Origin of the sequence: Tepidibacillus sp. LV47, assembly GCF_048381575.1 — a bacterium.
GTDB lineage: Bacteria > Bacillota > Bacilli > Tepidibacillales > Tepidibacillaceae > Tepidibacillus.
This window is the reverse complement of sequence record NZ_JBLWIF010000012.1, coordinates 1-15,012: the sequence shown is the minus strand read 5'-3', so window position 1 is coordinate 15,012 and position 15,012 is coordinate 1. Positions and strand designations below refer to the sequence as shown.

At 36.7% G+C, this 15,012-nt stretch carries 19 protein-coding genes; 18 read left to right on the top strand and 1 reads right to left on the bottom strand.

The window, feature by feature from the left end; genetic code table 11:
• The 16 genes from ACMW72_RS11050 to ACMW72_RS10975 all read left to right on the top strand — a co-directional run bounded on the left by ACMW72_RS11050 (position 1) and on the right by ACMW72_RS10975 (position 12,462).
• Positions 1 to 1,170 (top strand): phage major capsid protein, encoded by a 1,170-nt coding sequence (locus tag ACMW72_RS11050; protein WP_418368895.1) that lies wholly within the window; start codon positions 1 to 3, stop codon positions 1,168 to 1,170.
• Between the two features lie 48 nt (positions 1,171 to 1,218).
• Entirely contained in the window at positions 1,219 to 1,500 is a 282-nt protein-coding gene (locus ACMW72_RS11045) for a head-tail connector protein (protein WP_418368894.1), read from the top strand.
• The gene (locus ACMW72_RS11040; protein WP_418368893.1) at positions 1,497 to 1,826 is read left to right on the top strand and encodes a phage head closure protein; all 330 of its coding nucleotides are present in this window, start codon (positions 1,497 to 1,499) and stop codon (positions 1,824 to 1,826) included. The genes ACMW72_RS11045 and ACMW72_RS11040 overlap by 4 nt, the downstream gene beginning before the upstream one ends.
• Entirely contained in the window at positions 1,816 to 2,196 is a 381-nt protein-coding gene (locus ACMW72_RS11035; RefSeq protein ID WP_418368892.1) for an HK97-gp10 family putative phage morphogenesis protein, read from the top strand. The genes ACMW72_RS11040 and ACMW72_RS11035 overlap by 11 nt, the downstream gene beginning before the upstream one ends.
• On the top strand, positions 2,193 to 2,522 hold the full coding sequence (gp17, locus tag ACMW72_RS11030) for a tail completion protein gp17 (RefSeq protein WP_418368891.1): 330 nt from the start codon (positions 2,193 to 2,195) through the stop codon (positions 2,520 to 2,522). The genes ACMW72_RS11035 and gp17 overlap by 4 nt, the downstream gene beginning before the upstream one ends.
• 3 nt (positions 2,523 to 2,525) lie before the next feature.
• Positions 2,526 to 3,089, top strand: a complete 564-nt coding sequence (locus ACMW72_RS11025) for a major tail protein (protein WP_418368890.1) — start codon at positions 2,526 to 2,528, stop codon at positions 3,087 to 3,089.
• Positions 3,090 to 3,206: 117 nt separating this feature from the next.
• A complete protein-coding gene (locus ACMW72_RS11020; protein WP_418368889.1) occupies positions 3,207 to 3,527 on the top strand; it encodes a hypothetical protein in 321 nt (106 codons plus the stop codon).
• Positions 3,524 to 3,733: a phage tail assembly chaperone gene (locus ACMW72_RS11015; RefSeq protein ID WP_418368921.1), complete on the top strand. Its 210-nt coding sequence runs from the start codon at positions 3,524 to 3,526 to the stop codon at positions 3,731 to 3,733. The genes ACMW72_RS11020 and ACMW72_RS11015 overlap by 4 nt, the downstream gene beginning before the upstream one ends.
• A 14-nt stretch (positions 3,734 to 3,747) precedes the next feature.
• Complete coding sequence (locus ACMW72_RS11010; protein ID WP_418368888.1) at positions 3,748 to 5,592, top strand: phage tail tape measure protein; 1,845 nt, start codon at positions 3,748 to 3,750, stop codon at positions 5,590 to 5,592.
• Positions 5,592 to 6,269 carry a phage distal tail protein gene (locus tag ACMW72_RS11005; RefSeq protein ID WP_418368887.1) on the top strand — a complete coding sequence of 226 codons (678 nt, stop codon included), beginning with the start codon at positions 5,592 to 5,594 and terminating at the stop codon, positions 6,267 to 6,269. Before ACMW72_RS11010 ends, ACMW72_RS11005 begins: the two co-directional genes overlap by 1 nt.
• A gap of 6 nt (positions 6,270 to 6,275) precedes the next feature.
• On the top strand, positions 6,276 to 10,577 hold the full coding sequence (locus ACMW72_RS11000) for a phage tail spike protein (RefSeq protein WP_418368920.1): 4,302 nt from the start codon (positions 6,276 to 6,278) through the stop codon (positions 10,575 to 10,577).
• A gap of 14 nt (positions 10,578 to 10,591) precedes the next feature.
• Positions 10,592 to 10,777 carry a hypothetical protein gene (locus ACMW72_RS10995; RefSeq protein WP_418368886.1) on the top strand — a complete coding sequence of 62 codons (186 nt, stop codon included), beginning with the start codon at positions 10,592 to 10,594 and terminating at the stop codon, positions 10,775 to 10,777.
• A 7-nt stretch (positions 10,778 to 10,784) separates the two neighbouring features.
• Complete coding sequence (locus tag ACMW72_RS10990; RefSeq protein WP_418368885.1) at positions 10,785 to 10,943, top strand: hypothetical protein; 159 nt, start codon at positions 10,785 to 10,787, stop codon at positions 10,941 to 10,943.
• A gap of 32 nt (positions 10,944 to 10,975) precedes the next feature.
• Positions 10,976 to 11,164: a hemolysin XhlA family protein gene (locus tag ACMW72_RS10985; protein WP_418368884.1), complete on the top strand. Its 189-nt coding sequence runs from the start codon at positions 10,976 to 10,978 to the stop codon at positions 11,162 to 11,164.
• 13 nt (positions 11,165 to 11,177) lie between these two features.
• The gene (locus ACMW72_RS10980) at positions 11,178 to 12,122 is read left to right on the top strand and encodes an N-acetylmuramoyl-L-alanine amidase (protein WP_418368883.1); all 945 of its coding nucleotides are present in this window, start codon (positions 11,178 to 11,180) and stop codon (positions 12,120 to 12,122) included.
• Between the two features lie 7 nt (positions 12,123 to 12,129).
• Positions 12,130 to 12,462 (top strand): hypothetical protein, encoded by a 333-nt coding sequence (locus tag ACMW72_RS10975; RefSeq protein WP_418368882.1) that lies wholly within the window; start codon positions 12,130 to 12,132, stop codon positions 12,460 to 12,462.
• A gap of 155 nt (positions 12,463 to 12,617) precedes the next feature.
• Here the strand turns inward: ACMW72_RS10975 and ACMW72_RS10970 are convergent, their stop codons facing one another.
• The gene (locus ACMW72_RS10970) at positions 12,618 to 13,454 is read right to left on the bottom strand and encodes a DUF3800 domain-containing protein (protein ID WP_418368881.1); all 837 of its coding nucleotides are present in this window, start codon (positions 13,452 to 13,454) and stop codon (positions 12,618 to 12,620) included.
• Between the two features lie 279 nt (positions 13,455 to 13,733).
• Here ACMW72_RS10970 and ACMW72_RS10965 point away from each other — a divergent pair, with 279 nt between their 5' ends.
• Together ACMW72_RS10965 and ACMW72_RS10960 are read left to right on the top strand one after the other, a co-directional pair.
• A complete protein-coding gene (locus ACMW72_RS10965; RefSeq protein WP_418368880.1) occupies positions 13,734 to 14,162 on the top strand; it encodes an endonuclease domain-containing protein in 429 nt (142 codons plus the stop codon).
• A gap of 122 nt (positions 14,163 to 14,284) precedes the next feature.
• Positions 14,285 to 14,794, top strand: a complete 510-nt coding sequence (locus tag ACMW72_RS10960) for an Ltp family lipoprotein (RefSeq protein WP_418368879.1) — start codon at positions 14,285 to 14,287, stop codon at positions 14,792 to 14,794.
• The last annotated feature ends 218 nt before the right edge of the window (positions 14,795 to 15,012 follow it).

Below are 15,012 nucleotides of genomic sequence, written 5' to 3'. Positions count from 1 at the left end.
ATGAATTTTGAAAAGAGATTACAGGAAATAGAACAAAGAAAACTTGAAATCAGGAAATTACTTGAAGATGAAAACAATAAGGAAATTAATTTAGATGAATTAGAAACCGAGTTAAGAAATTTAGAAACAGAAAAGAAAGATATTGAAAAAAGGATGAGTATAGCTGCAAATATTGCAGCAGGGAAAGAAGATGTGAAAATCATCGAGAAGGAGGAAAGAAAGATGAGTTTTGCGAAAGAGAATATTTTAGAAACTGAAGAATACAGAAGTGCATTTTTCAAGAGGTTGTTAGGCAAGCCGCTGACTGAAATCGAGGAAAGAGCATACACAACCGCAGCAGATAGCGCAGGGGCAGTTATACCAACTCAAACAGCAAACATGCTTTTTGAAAAGATGGTAGCGGTTGCTCCAATGTTAAATGAAATTACACTTTTAAGAGTAGCGGGCAACGTAAGATTTGCTGTTGAAAATGTTAGAGATGCAGCTACATTGCATGTAGAGAATACTGCTGTTAATCCTGCAGCTGACAGTCTTGCTTATGTAGAGTTAGCAGGTTATGAATACATGAAAGTAATTAGAATCAGCAAGTCTGTTGCTACAATGTCCATTAATGCTTTTGAGAACTGGCTTGTTAATATGCTTGCTGAAGATTTAGCGGTTGTAATAGAGAATGACATAATCAATGGAAATGGTGTATCTAAACCTAAAGGTGTTGAATATGCTGCTACTTGGACCGCAGGGTCCAACTTGATTGAGTTTACCAAGGGCGGGTTGCCAACATTTGACAACATAATGGACATGATAGCAATACTTCCAAGAAGATACCACGCAAATGCAAAATTCCTTTGCAACAGCAAGTTCCTTTATGGCTACTTGGCTAAGATTAAAGACGATATGAAGCAACCTATCTTAGTTAAAGACTTTGCAAACGGCATTCAATTTAGAATAATGGGCTTCCCCGTTTTGGTATCTGATAAAGTAGCAGACAAGACAATGTATTTCGGCGACTTCAGAAAAGTTGTAGGAAACTTAGCACAAGATGTTACAGTTGAATCAAGCGTTCAATCAGGCTTCCTTGCAAACGCTATTGACTTCAGAGGAACTGCTATCTTTGACTGTGACATTGCATTAACTGATGCATTCACAAAGATTACCGAATCTGCTGTTTAATAGATGAGTGGGGATAATTCCCCGCTCTCTTATTAAGGTGGTGATGAGATGATAGTAGCTTTAGAAGAAGCTAAACAACACTTGAGAGTTGATACAAATGATGATGACGGATATATCCTAACTCTAACTGCTGCAGCCGAAAAATTTATTCAGGATGCAACAGGTAAAACGTTTGATAGTACAAACCCTATTGCTAAAACTGTGGTTCTTTTGCTGGTTGGCGACTTATACGAAAAACGAGAACTTACAACAGATAAAGCAAGTGAGAAAATAAGGGACATTGTAACGATGATACTTACGCAATTAGCACTAAGTGGTGATACGGTATGATTAACGGTATTGGCGATTTACGACACAGAATAACATTGCAAAAGCAGGCAACAATTACAGACGCAGACGGCTTTACAACGCAGCAATGGCAAGACGTCGCAACAGTTTGGGCAGCGGTTGAGAACCTCTATGGACGTGAATATTGGGAAGCTGCAGCTATTCAAGCTGAAAAGACAGTGAAGTTTACGATACGCTACCGGCCAGACGTGGACCAGACAATGCGGATAGTGTTTCGTGGCCAAGTGTACGAAATAACAGCAATAGACAATATCAAATATCGCAACGAGTACATGGAAATAAAGGCGGTGGCTATAAATGCCGGTTGATGTTAAGTTTGAAGGCATGGATGAGCTAATTAAGGCGGTAGAAGCTTTAGGACAAAAAGGAAGCAGGATAGAGAACGCGGCATTGCGGGAAGCAGGAGCATATCTTGCTGAAGAGATGAAGAAAGAAGCACCGGTGAGGACAGGAGAGTTATGGGATAGTATAGAGGTGTCAAACGTCAAGACCAAGCAGGGACAGAAATATGTCGAGGTAGGGCCTAACAAAGATACGAATTGGAGGGCTAAATTTATCGAGTTTGGCACAATTCATATAAGACCTAATCCATTTATGAGTCGAGCGTATGAGAGAAATAAAGATGAAGTGCAAAATATAATCAAGCAGAAGCTTAAAGAAGGGCTGGGATTACAATGAGTATAAACCAGCTTGTTATAAGTGCATTGAGTAGTTTAAACATCCCTGTTAGCTTTCAAACGTACGAAGGAACAGAGCAAACATACATTACGTTTTTTTGTTACTTAGAAACAGGCGAGCTTTACAGCGATGATATTCAGCAAGGCACAGCATATTATGTGCAGGTGGATGTTTGGAGCAAATCGAACTACACGAGTTTAGTTGAACAAGTAAAATCAGCTATGAACCAGGCCGGTTTTTCTTTTTTGAGTGCATATGATTTATACGAGAATGATACTAAGATTTATCATAAGGTTTTAAGATTTTACTATTTTAAGGAGGAATAAAACATGGCATCTAAAATCGGTATGAAAGATTTGTATTATGCAAAGTTAACCAAGGATGATACAACAGGCGTAACATATGAAGCACCTACATTGATAGCAGGAGCAATTAGTTCAAAAATAAGTGCAAAGACAGATTCTCAAACACTATATGCAGATGACGGAGCTTTTGATACTGCGTCAGTTTTAGGTGAAATTACGGTTGAACTTGAGCTTGCAGATTTACCATTGTCGGTGCAAGCAGAATTACTGGGGCACACAGTTGCAAATGGAGTGCTTGAAGCAAAAAATACTGACGAAGCGCCCTATGTGGCAATAGGATTTAGGGCTTTAAAGAGCAATGGTAAATATAGATACTATTGGCTATTGAAAGGAAGATTTGAAATACCTGACGATGAAAGTAAAACAAAAGAAGATAAAGCAAGTTTTCAAACCGCAAAGCTAAAAGGAACATTTGTGTGCAGGGCATACGATGGCAAGTGGAAACTTGTTGGAGATGAGGATGAGACAGGATTTACTTCTACAGATTGGTTTACTGCAACAAAAATCAATGCAGGTACAACAGTTTGATTAGGGGTCGCTTTAAGCCCCTATTTTATTTAAAGGTATAAAAGTATTACTGACATAAAAATAATGGCTTAAAAACGATCTTAAGCGGGAACAAATTTGTCCAGAAAGGGTGGGAATATGGGAGTTAATGATATAAAAGCTAAGTTAATACCAATTATATTAGATAAGGAAAGACACTTGAAATTTGACTTGAACGCTTTTGCAGAATTAGAGGAATTATATGGTGATTTTCAAACTGCAATGGATGCAATGCAAAAAGGTTCAATAAAGGCTATACGAGCAATGCTTTGGGCTGGATTGATACATGAAGATAAGTCTCTAACTGTTGAAGATGTTGGAAGCATGATAGATATGTCAAATATCAATGAAGTTGTAGGAATAATTTCAAAAGCTATTTCAGAAGCAATGCCAAAGGGGGATGAAGAAAAAAACGCATAGAGCCTGCTCATTCTCAAAACAAAAGTTGGGATTGGGCATGGCTTTATTATTTAGGTACAAATATTTTGAGAATGTCAGAAGAAGAGTTTTGGAAATGCACACCTAGAAAGCTCATGGCACTCTATGATGTTCATAAACAGGTAAAAGGTATTGAAACACAGGAAGAAGAGCAGGAAGTATTTGCTGACCAAATAGCCTTTTTATAAAGGTAGGTGAGAATATGGCAAACGAAGAAATAGGCAAACTGAACGTCGTGGTAAACTTGGATAGTACAGGCTTTCAAAATGGAATTTCTAATCTCAATAGGCAAATGAAGCTTGTACAAAGCGAGTTTCAAGCGGCAACAGCAAAATTAGGTCAGTTTGGAAACAGCACAGACACACTAAAATTGAAAGCTGATGCACTTTCAAAACAAGTCGAACTACAAAAGCAAAAGGTAGCAGCATTAGAAGCAGCCTATCAGAAAAGCGTAGAAACAAAAGGCGCAGACGCAAAAGCAACTCAGGACTTAGCAATCAAACTCAACAAAGCTCAAGCTGAACTTGCAAAAATGGAGAATGAGCTCAAACAAACTACAACAGAAATAGATAAACAAAGCTCAGCTTGGTATAAACTCTCCGAGAAGGCAAAAGAAGCAGGAGAGAAGATGAAAAGTATCGGAGAAAAAATGTCAAAAGTAGGGGAATCTCTATCTTTGTATGTTACTTCGCCAATCATGGGAGTTGCTACAGCAGCAACAAAAATGGCAATGGATGCGGTAGAGAGTGAAAATCTATTTGAAGTTAGTATGGGGAAAATGGCTGGAGCTGCAAGACAATGGTCTGAAGATGTATCAAAGTCACTTGGATTGAATGCGTTTGAAGTTAGAAAAAATGTAGCAACTTACAATGCAATGTTAACGTCTATGGGGCTAACTGAAAAAGCTGCATTTGACATGTCAAAAGGATTAACTCAACTAGCATACGATATGGCATCTTTCTACAACTTAAAACCAGAAGAAGCATTCGAGAAGCTTAAAGCAGGCATATCAGGTGAGACAGAGCCGCTCAAAGCACTTGGAATACTTGTCAATGATAATACAGTAAAAACATACGCATATACACACGGAATAGCAAAACAAGGGCAGGAGCTTACGGAACAACAAAAGGTAATGGCAAGATATGGGCTTATCATGGATCAAACATCAAAAGCACAGGGTGACTTAGCAAGAACAATAGATAGTCCTACTAATCAATTACGTATTATGAAGCAACAAGTTGTACAAATAGGGATACAATTAGGACAAATATTGATTCCTATTTTGCAAAAAGTTATAGCAACAATTAAGCCGCTCATTGATAAGTTTGCAAGTTTAAGCAAAGAAAAGCAGCAATTGATAGTTAAAATAGGTCTTGTAGTTGCAGCAATAGGGCCTTTGCTTGTTTTTATTGGCAAACTTATTACAGCAGTTAGCTCAATTATAAAAGTATTTTCAACTGCAGGCAGGATAATTGCTCTATTGACAAGTCCCTTTGGAGTTGCAAGTGCAGCAATAATAGGTTTAATTGCGGTTGGTGTTCTGCTGTATAAGAACTGGGATACCATCAAGGCGAAGGCTGTTGAAATAAAGAATAATCTTATAACAACATTTTCTAACATGAAAACAAAAATAACTGACGCTTGGGAAGGGTTAAAGAAAAAGGCAGGAGAAATATTTACGAAGATCAAAGATGCCATACTTTCACCTTTCAAAAATCTTCATATACCATTACCTCATTTCAGCTTCAAAGTAAACACAAAAGAAATAGCTGGAATAAAAATACCGATCCCTGATGTTGACGTGAGATGGTACGCAACAGGTGGTATATTTGATAGGCCTTCTATAATCGGTGTAGGTGAAGCGGGGCCAGAGGCAGTTATACCGATCAAAAAGCTTGAAGATATATTGGCAAAAGCGATAAAAAAAGTAGGCGGAAATGGAACAACACAAATCATTTTCCAAGGCAATTACACTTTTGCTAACGAAAAAGATATTGACTATTTTATGAGCAAAGCCGCACAGCTTGTACAAAGGAGGAAAGGCTAATGCTTGTCAATAGTATAGATATCAGCAATTTCAAAGCAAAACTACTCAAAAAAGATATACAAACAGCAGAAGTAGTGGTCTATGATGACTGGCTGAGAAATGCCTTGAATCCTTTGTACTTGTGTAAACAAGAAAAATATAAGCAAATTAATTTAGAACTGTTTATAAAAGATACTGATGATGAAAGTGCTTTGAATGATATCAGCAATCTAGTAAAACAATTTGAAAAATGCACAATAAAATTCGATGATTTGAACTTTTACTACGATTGTTTGATCGTGAATAAAACGCATAAAAGAGCTACAAAAGGTATTTATACTTTAGACATTGAACTAAAGAGTGGCTACGCATATAAACCAGAAGTAGTTGAAACTCTCGATCATGTTACGAGTAAGACTTTAAATGTGAGTGGTAATTTAAGAACACCAGCAATAGTTGAGATAACTCCAACAATCGACATGGCAGAAATCACAGTTGCAGGTATGAAAGTGAAAAATCTTACTGCAAATACGAAAGTCATTATCAACAGTGAAGATTTTACGGTGCTTGAAGGCACTGCGAATAAATATGGCGACACAGAAGGAGATTTTCCCTTTCTTGTGCCAGGAAGTAATACGATTACTGTTTCTGATGCCAACTGCGTTGTATATGTCAAATATAAGCCGAGGTGGTTATAATTGCTTGTGCTGTATGATGTAAATCATAATAAAATAGCACCACTGCCAAATGCAAAGGATGTGAAATTAGAGAGGACTCTTGATGGTGACGAGGTTCTCTCTTTTTCATATCCTCAAAGTGATTCAAGATATACGTTAATTAAAGAAGAAACTTATGTACGTACTGAGAATAACGAATATGTCATAAAAGAGGTTAACGAAGGAGAAGATTGGACAGAATTTGTTGCAAAAATTAATGTCGAAGATTTAAAAGGAACAGTTGTTGAGCATTTTGAGACAGTAGAACAGTCAGCAACAGATGCAGTGAATCTAGCACTAGCTGGAACTGGGTGGACAATCGGAAGCTGTGACGTTACAAAGCTTAGAACAGTTCGTAAGCAATATTCAAATAGCTACGATATACTGCTAGAGATTCAAAAAGCATATTCATGCGAAATGAGTTTCGACGCGATCAATAAAAAAGTATATATTTATCAATCAAGAGGAGCAGACAGAGGCGTTTATTTCATCGACAAGCTCAACTTGAAAAAACTTGAAGTGCAGAGAAATTCTTACGACTTTTGTACGCGTCTGATCCCAATCGGCAAAGATGGGCTAACGATCGAATCTGTGAATGGTGGTTTGAACTATATTGAAAACTATCAATATAGTTCAAAAGTTATAACAGCGTACTGGGAAGATAATCGTTACACGAATCCTGAGAGCTTAAAAGAAGATGCAATACTTCGCCTCAATGAGTTAAGTAAGCCAAGACGAGCATACAAAGCGGATGTTTTTGACTTAGCTAGTATATCTGACAAATATTCGATTCTTGATTATGACCTTGGCGATACTATTACGCTTATTGATGAGACAAAAGGAATCAAAGATAAACAGCGTATTGTAAAAACAATTGAATATCTTGATGAACCAGAAAAAAATCAAATCGAGATTGCGAATAGAGTACTGTCTCTTGATGATCTACAAGTCAACTTGATTGAGACATCTGAAACAGTTGATTCAATCACAACAACTGACGGTCAAGTAGTAGGTTCGAAAATCGACAGTGTTGATTACGCAAAAATCAAAAATGTTAGTATCGGCACTACTGACATTCAAGATGCTGCAATCACATCAGCGAAAATCGGTAACGCGCAAATCACGACCGCACACATAACAGATGCAGCTATTAATAATGCAAAGATTGCAACTGCTGCAGTTGATACTGCGAATATAAAAGACGCTGCGATTACAAACGCAAAAATTGCGAATGCGGCTATTGACAGTGCAAAAATAGCTGATGCCTCTATAACTACTGCCAAAATAGTCGATGGTAGTATTACTAACGCAAAAATAGCTAATGCAGCTATTGATAACGCCAAAATTGCAGACGCTTCAATATCAACTGCCAAGATTCAAACTGGTGCTATTACAACTGCCCTAATAGGAACAGGTGCAGTACAAACGGCACAAATTGCGGATGGTAGTATTACTGATGCTAAAATAGTATCTCTAACCGCTAATAAAATAACAGCGGGAACGATTGATGCTAATACAGTTAATATTGTCAATTTAAAAGCTGATAATATTACAACTGGTGCTTTAACTATTCAACCTAAAAACTATGTAAGAAACGGTAATTTTGTAAACGGTGGAACTAACTGGTCTGGATACTCAGATATAGTCGATGACGCCATTTTTGGTAAAATGGTTCATAAATCGGTAACTGACGGACAAATTCAAATTACTCAATACATTACAGATTTAAAAAACCACGGAACCTATACAATGTCGGGCATTGTTAAAGCATCAGATATAACAAAAATCAATGGTTTTGGTTTTGTCGTGTGGTATACTGACTCGAGTTATAGTGATTATACTTGGACTGCTGTAAATAAAATTGATTTGGGTAATGGATACTATAAATTATATAAAACTGGTTCAACAAATATTGCAAAAACTATAAATAGATTTGATATAAGAATTTGGACTGGTGCAAACACAACAGCAGAAGTCTGGGCAACTAATATAATGTTTCAAAAAGGTAGCCTTGCTACAGAATTTGTTCCACATGTTGATGAACAAATTTCTGATGGTGCTATAACAAATTCAAAAATCGCTAATGACGCAGTAGATGGAAATAAAATTGCTGATGGTGCAGTAACAAACACCCATATAGCAGCCAATACTATTACAGGGGATAAACTTGTCGCTGATGCAATAACATCACGTGAAATTGCAGCGGGGGCAGTTACTGCTAATGAACTTGCAGCTAATGCTATTACAGCAGGTAGTGCAGTCATAGCAGATGGTGCTATTACTAGTGCAAAAATTGGTGATGGACAGATAACTAACGCTAAAATTGCCAATCTTGCAGTAGACGCAGCAAAGATTGCTGACGCAACAATCACTGGTGCAAAAATTGCTAATGCGACGATTACAGGTGCTAATATCGCTTCTGCTACGATTGATACAGCAAATATTAAAGACGCAGCAATAACTAACGCTAAAATAGCTTCATTAGACGCTTCAAAAATTACGACTGGAACATTGGACGCTAATAGAATAGCTGCTGGTTCTATTACAGCAGACAAATTAAAAATAGGGACTACTAAAACATCGTCTTTATATGTTCGTGGTACTGGTTTAAATAGAAATGCTAATAGAGTTGTTAAGGTTGACGAGGTGTATTTAGTCAATGGTACTGGTCGAGGCTTAACACTTACAATTTTAAATAGAAGTGATCATTCACATGTTTCGTCAACAAACTATGATGTATATGGTGACGCTGCAGCAAGGGATAATTTAGCAAATGCACTAAATGCTTTAGGTAATGATAAGATAGTCATCCTAACAAGTTATGATGCAATAAGATTTAATTCAGCTTTAGAAACAGCTATTGAACGATGTGGCGGAGGTAACGTTAAAGACAGTTATCTCGCAACAAATTACAGATTACCTTATATATTAATCGGTATTCCTGGAATTGGTAAAGGAAAGGGTGTAGAAATTTTTACCAGTACTGCTTCTGATGCACCATATGCCGAAATTTCTACTTTAATTGTAGATGGCACTCCAGTTGGGATTAATACAGGTTTTACTAATACAACAATTATTGACGGTGGTCAGATCACAACAGGGACACTCGATGCTTCAAAAGTAAATGTTGTTAACTTAAACGCATCAAATATTACTACAGGGACGTTAAAATCAATAACACTTGATTCGGTTACAGGTACATTTTCAGGCTCACTATTTTCATCTTCTTTATATCTGTCTAATCCTAATATAGCCACTAGAGGTTGGACAGGTTTCTCTGTGCAACAAACAAATATAGGCGCAGATGGAACTTATGGTGAAATGTTTATGTCAACCTTTAATTTTGGAGAACAAAAAGTAGAGTTCGGTATAAACACTGGAGATTTAAGCAACATTACTTTACAAAATCACAACCAAATAAAAATATGGTCTGATTTAACTATATTTACTAAAGACGTTCAAGCAGACGGAGATTATTATCTTAATGCTAATCACCAAATTACAAGCAAATATAACAACGGTCCGATCTTAAAAGACCATGCAAACGGCAATATTACGCTTAATGCAGCTGGCGGTTCTTTATATTTAGGTTATTACAATACAGGAGTAATTTATAATCAAGTAAAAACGTTTATGCCATATTCTTCTGGTATAAAAGGCAATTCTACAGGTGCTACAAATATCGCTTATTTTTCATTTTACGAAAGCGATGGGACTACAAGACAAGGATGGGTTGGTGCAGGTAGTTCATCAAATAGCGATATATATCTTGCCGCTGATGTCGGCAGCGTCAGGCTGAATGCTTATAACTCTGTCGTTTATTTTGGGTCTGCTTCGATAGATTATAGTGCTGGTAATGCTCGTTGGAGACGTGATGCATCAAACTATATCTATCAAGATGGCACTCAAGTCGTGTTCTACATTGGTGGTGTTGCAAAGCATACATTTAGGTCTGATGGAACTAAGTCTGGAGGGTCAATAGTAGTCGATGGTAAAAATTACGGTATGTCACCTATCGACAGTCCGCGAACGTTGATCAGTGATCTCATGCAAGGAATCAATGTGTCAACGGCAGGAACAAAAGTTTATCTTGATTCGATTTTCTATAAAACTATCAATGGATACTCTCTTTTCTTTAACAAAAACGGAGTTGAAATAGTAGAACAAGCGCCTGACTATTTCGTCATAAAAAGTACTGACGTTGATAAGGTTGTAGATATCTTCGTTATAGGTACACGAGTTGGAGAAGAAGGAAAATACTATTATGACCTTGACGCTATTAATGAGTAACGGAGGGTTTCATCATGATAAAATGGCATAATGAAAAAAAACGAATTGAAGTAGCTGAGATTGATGATAAAGGAAACTTCTTGATTAACTCCATTATCCATGATGATCAGTTTGATGAAAATAAACATATCAAAGAAAAACCTCCAAAACATTTAAAAAAGCCAAAATGGGATAAGAAAAATAAGATGTGGAAGGAGTGAGAATAATATGCCAAAATTTGAGTTTAACGAAAATCAGGTTAACAATATCATGGTATTTCTAAATCGAGTGCCAGTAACTGGATTTAAGGAAATTGAAGCTATGAATGAGATTATAAGAATTTTTCAGAATCCAATAATTGAGCAAGATAAAACACCTAAAAAATAGGTGTTTTTATTATATGGAAAGCGGGTGATGGCATGGGAGACAACTACGAAAGCTTAGATGAACGGGTGAGGCAATTGGAAGTGAGGCAAGCTATGACTGAACAAAGGATGGATACAGTGGCACAGGATGTTAAAGAGATCAAGAATACATTAACCTGGCTCAACCGTCTCACTTTAGCTGCCGTCATAGCAGGTGTATTAAATCTTATCATAAAAATGTAGAGGAGGAATCGACTTGGATAGAATTATTACAGTTGATCAATTGATAGAAGAAATTAAGAAGTACGATCATGTTGAGCTGCATATACATCACACTTTTGCACCAAGTCATAAAGATTGGAACGGCCACAATGGATTAACATTACAGCAGGGCATGAGGAATTATCACATGACTAAGAAAAAATGGAGCGATATTGGCCAACACGTTACTTTGCTTCCGGATGGAATGTTTGTAACTGGCAGACCATTCAATGAAACGCCTGCTTCAATCTATGGACATAACCGTGGAGCTTTTGCTGTTGAGATGTTAGGGGACTTTGATTCTGGGCACGACATTCTGACTGGCGAACAAAAAGAATCGATTCTTAAGCTAGCTCGTTTCTTTGTAGATAAGGGCAAGTACATTCGTTTTCATCGAGAAAATGCTCCATGGAAAAGCTGTCCTGGTACTGGGATTGATAAAGACACATTCATGAAAGAAGTAAAGACGTTTCAATCTAAACCTATTTCAGTTCCTGCTAAGGAAACAGTACAAATTTTGAAGCGAGGAAGTCGTGGTGAAGATGTGAAGAAATTGCAGAACAAGTTGAACTCTCTTGGATTTAATTGCGGAACTGTTGATGGTGTGTTCGGCCTTAAAACAGAATTAGCTGTTCGAGCGCTACAAAAAGCTTCAGGGATTCTAATTGATGGTATAGTGGGCCCTAATACAATGAAAGCTTTAAATTCATACGTGGATTTACCAAATATCGTTTTAAGCCTCGGAAGTCGAGGTGACAATGTGGCCAAAGTTCAGATTGCATTGAATTCTCTTGGATTTAATTGCGGTGCTGCAGATGGAATCTTTGGACCTAAAACAAAGGCAGCGCTTATCAGTTTTCAAAATAAGTATGGTCTCGTTAAGGATGGTATTTACGGTCCAAAAACAAGACAAAAACTAATTGAAGTGAGGAGAGGATAATATGATAATGAATAGCACAGTCACATATTACGTTATTACGTTGGCACTCACAGCAGTGCTTTTTTTATTGCGATTTATCATTCGGAAATATGCAAAAGGTAAGATAGCTTTAATCATGCTCGGAGTTGAGAAAAAACTCTCAACCTGGGCAGCAAAAAAAGCAAGCAGCAAAGAAAAAAGACTTGCTGCTGAGAGAATGATTGTTGAAAAGTTTTATCCTTTGTTGCCTGCATGGATCAGATTGTTTGTGAGTGTTGATTGGTTAGTTAAACAGATTGATGTATTGTACGTTGAGATGCTGGATTATCTCGATGATGGTAAGAATAATAGCTCAATATAAAACGAATCCCCTCTGGCCAAGATAAGGCTAGAGGGGACTTCTAATAAAAGTTCTTAGTTAATGTATACAAAACTATTAGTTTTGGATATAATATAGATGAGGGATCGGGGTTAGCCCGGTCGTCCGCCCAGAATTCTCTGTGGCGGTTTATTTTTTTATATAAGGAATTTTTTTAGGCCCCACCCAATATAATTCGGGTATTTAAACAGTTTACGTTCCACCACTTCAAAAGCTAAATCTTTAGTATTATAAACAAAATATTTGTAAATAGGATATGAGACAAGATCTGCATACTCTAAAATTACAAAAGATTTTTTACCATTATCAATATCAGACCATTTGGGATTAAAATAAGCTCCCTTTAAATGTCTGAAATGACTAGCTGGCTTTTTAATAGTCCCGTTCTCGATAACTTCCACAATATGCTTTAAAACAAATTTATCCTCTTTTTTTCCTCTTGCCTCCAATAAAATAATACCATCCTTGTTTAACTCATTTAACCTGTGACAATATCGTTCAAGAATAAAATCAACAGTTAAATGGTAGGGGTGATAAGGATTTACATATTTTTTATAGTGTTCTTCTTTATTTATGCTGGCAGATATTATCTTTCCTGGTGCTCTTTCTATCATCCTACTTAAATCTGTTATAAACGATTTGTAATCAATTTTATCGAAAGGACTTTCTTTTTTTCTAATTTCCTTTGAATGAAAAACAACTCTTTTTTCTGCATCCTTATATGGATATAATCCTTCTTTCCAATAAGTAAATTTAATGTCATTCATTAAGTTCTTAAGTCGCTCATATTCTTCTAGGTTCGTAACAACACCTGTAAGAGTAAAAATTTTGCTTGGTTGGGGAACTGTTTGGTTCTTATCAATAATTTTTCTGATGCTTTTCAAATCAGCAGTTCCATTTTCATCCATACCCATTATAAAATCTATATTGTCAGGCCAATAATTTAGAATTGTTGGTCTTTTTTTCCAATCCATTCTCTTTCACCTATATTCTGTAATTTTAAAATACAAAATTAATTATATATTTAATTTTTTATTCTGAGTAATAAAAAATTAAAAATTTTAGATAAAAAGGTTCTATTTTCCACTTTGCCCGCATATGCTGTAGCGTAAGCGCAGCTTTAGCAAGCAGCGATACAGCTTCATAGCCAAAGTCCATCCTTCTTTCCTAATAGGATAGAAGGTTTTTTATTTACCCTCTGTGATTAGTTTCCATTAAATCGTCAATACTATTTCCAAGAGGAGTGGTATAAAATGGGCGATTTAATTGGTGCAGGCATTCTTATAATTGGAACAGTATTATCATTTGTTTTTTTTCTAACAAGATCGAAGGATAATAATAATGAAGTAGCAATAGACGGTGAGAGATTGAAAACGGAATCTCCTATTGAACGACGTTTATACGATGCGTTAACCTCACGTGGGCATTATATAGTTACACAATATCCAATGGGAAAGTATAGGATCGATATAGCATTGCCCCAAAATAAAATTGCTATTGAATGTGATGGTCACCAATTTCATTCCAGTAAAGAAGCTAAAGAACGTGATAAAAGGAAGGATAAGTTCTTGCGTTCAAAAGGATGGAAAGTTATAAGAATTCCTGGATGGATGATCTATAAGTCATTGCCGAGAGTAATTAGAATTATTGAGGATGAGATCAAGGATGAGGCTTTAGTTTAGAATTCTATCCGCTGTCACTCGGCAGGGGATTTTTTTTTGTTTATTGCGACATGTTTCGACAGATTTTGTATAGGAAATATGATATTTTTGGGAATGAAAAAATACATAAGGGGGATACAGATATGAGCGAAAAATTAAAGAAACCTTTCTACAAACGCTGGTGGGTGTGGGTGCTGGCTGTCGTCATCATTGGAGCGATCGCGTCCGGTGGAGGGGAAGACAGCACTAAACCGGCCAGTACAGAGCCAAAAAAAGAGGTCAAGACTGAAGTTAAAAAAGAGGATCAAGAAACATCAATAGCAACAACATCTTCTAAAGAAAATAATGTCCCGCGAGAATATAAAGCGGCATTAGAGAAGGCAAAAATATATGCTGAAACGATGCACATGTCAAAAGCAGCGATATACGATCAGTTAGTTTCGGAGTACGGCGAAGCATTCCCGAAAGAAGCGGCTCAATATGCGATCGACAATCTTGAGTGGAACTGGAAAGAGAATGCATTGAAAAAAGCACAAACTTATGCAAAAGAAATGAACATGTCTAATTCGGCAATCTATGAACAGTTAATCTCTGAACATGGCGAAAAATTCACCAAGGAGGAAGCGCAATACGCTATTGATAATTTGAAATAATAAGCAGAAGCCTACTAACTTTGAGTAGGCTTCTGTTGTGCATAAAAAAGAAGGCGGATCGCTCCGCCTTTTTTGTCGCCCACAAAACACCCACAAAAATATTGTGGGTGGCATTTTGATTCGGTGTGTCGAAACGTGAAAACCTTGATAAATCAACATTTACGAGGTGTTATTTTCTCATAAAAAGAGTAAAAATAATCAAGTTCGAGATGGAAGGT

Bases quoted from the DNA above. Each gene is read 5' to 3' on its own strand.
- ACMW72_RS11050 (WP_418368895.1), top strand. From the start codon at position 1: ATGAATTTTGAAAAGAGATTACAGGAAATAGAACAAAGAAAACTTGAA.
- ACMW72_RS11045 (WP_418368894.1), top strand. From the start codon at position 1,219: ATGATAGTAGCTTTAGAAGAAGCTAAACAACACTTGAGAGTTGATACA.
- ACMW72_RS11040 (WP_418368893.1), top strand. From the start codon at position 1,497: ATGATTAACGGTATTGGCGATTTACGACACAGAATAACATTGCAAAAG.
- ACMW72_RS11035 (WP_418368892.1), top strand. From the start codon at position 1,816: ATGCCGGTTGATGTTAAGTTTGAAGGCATGGATGAGCTAATTAAGGCG.
- gp17 (WP_418368891.1), top strand. From the start codon at position 2,193: ATGAGTATAAACCAGCTTGTTATAAGTGCATTGAGTAGTTTAAACATC.
- ACMW72_RS11025 (WP_418368890.1), top strand. From the start codon at position 2,526: ATGGCATCTAAAATCGGTATGAAAGATTTGTATTATGCAAAGTTAACC.
- ACMW72_RS11020 (WP_418368889.1), top strand. From the start codon at position 3,207: ATGGGAGTTAATGATATAAAAGCTAAGTTAATACCAATTATATTAGAT.
- ACMW72_RS11010 (WP_418368888.1), top strand. From the start codon at position 3,748: ATGGCAAACGAAGAAATAGGCAAACTGAACGTCGTGGTAAACTTGGAT.
- ACMW72_RS11005 (WP_418368887.1), top strand. From the start codon at position 5,592: ATGCTTGTCAATAGTATAGATATCAGCAATTTCAAAGCAAAACTACTC.
- ACMW72_RS10995 (WP_418368886.1), top strand. From the start codon at position 10,592: ATGATAAAATGGCATAATGAAAAAAAACGAATTGAAGTAGCTGAGATT.
- ACMW72_RS10990 (WP_418368885.1), top strand. From the start codon at position 10,785: ATGCCAAAATTTGAGTTTAACGAAAATCAGGTTAACAATATCATGGTA.
- ACMW72_RS10985 (WP_418368884.1), top strand. From the start codon at position 10,976: ATGGGAGACAACTACGAAAGCTTAGATGAACGGGTGAGGCAATTGGAA.
- ACMW72_RS10975 (WP_418368882.1), top strand. From the start codon at position 12,130: ATGAATAGCACAGTCACATATTACGTTATTACGTTGGCACTCACAGCA.
- ACMW72_RS10970 (WP_418368881.1), bottom strand. From the start codon at position 13,454: ATGGATTGGAAAAAAAGACCAACAATTCTAAATTATTGGCCTGACAAT.
- ACMW72_RS10965 (WP_418368880.1), top strand. From the start codon at position 13,734: ATGGGCGATTTAATTGGTGCAGGCATTCTTATAATTGGAACAGTATTA.
- ACMW72_RS10960 (WP_418368879.1), top strand. From the start codon at position 14,285: ATGAGCGAAAAATTAAAGAAACCTTTCTACAAACGCTGGTGGGTGTGG.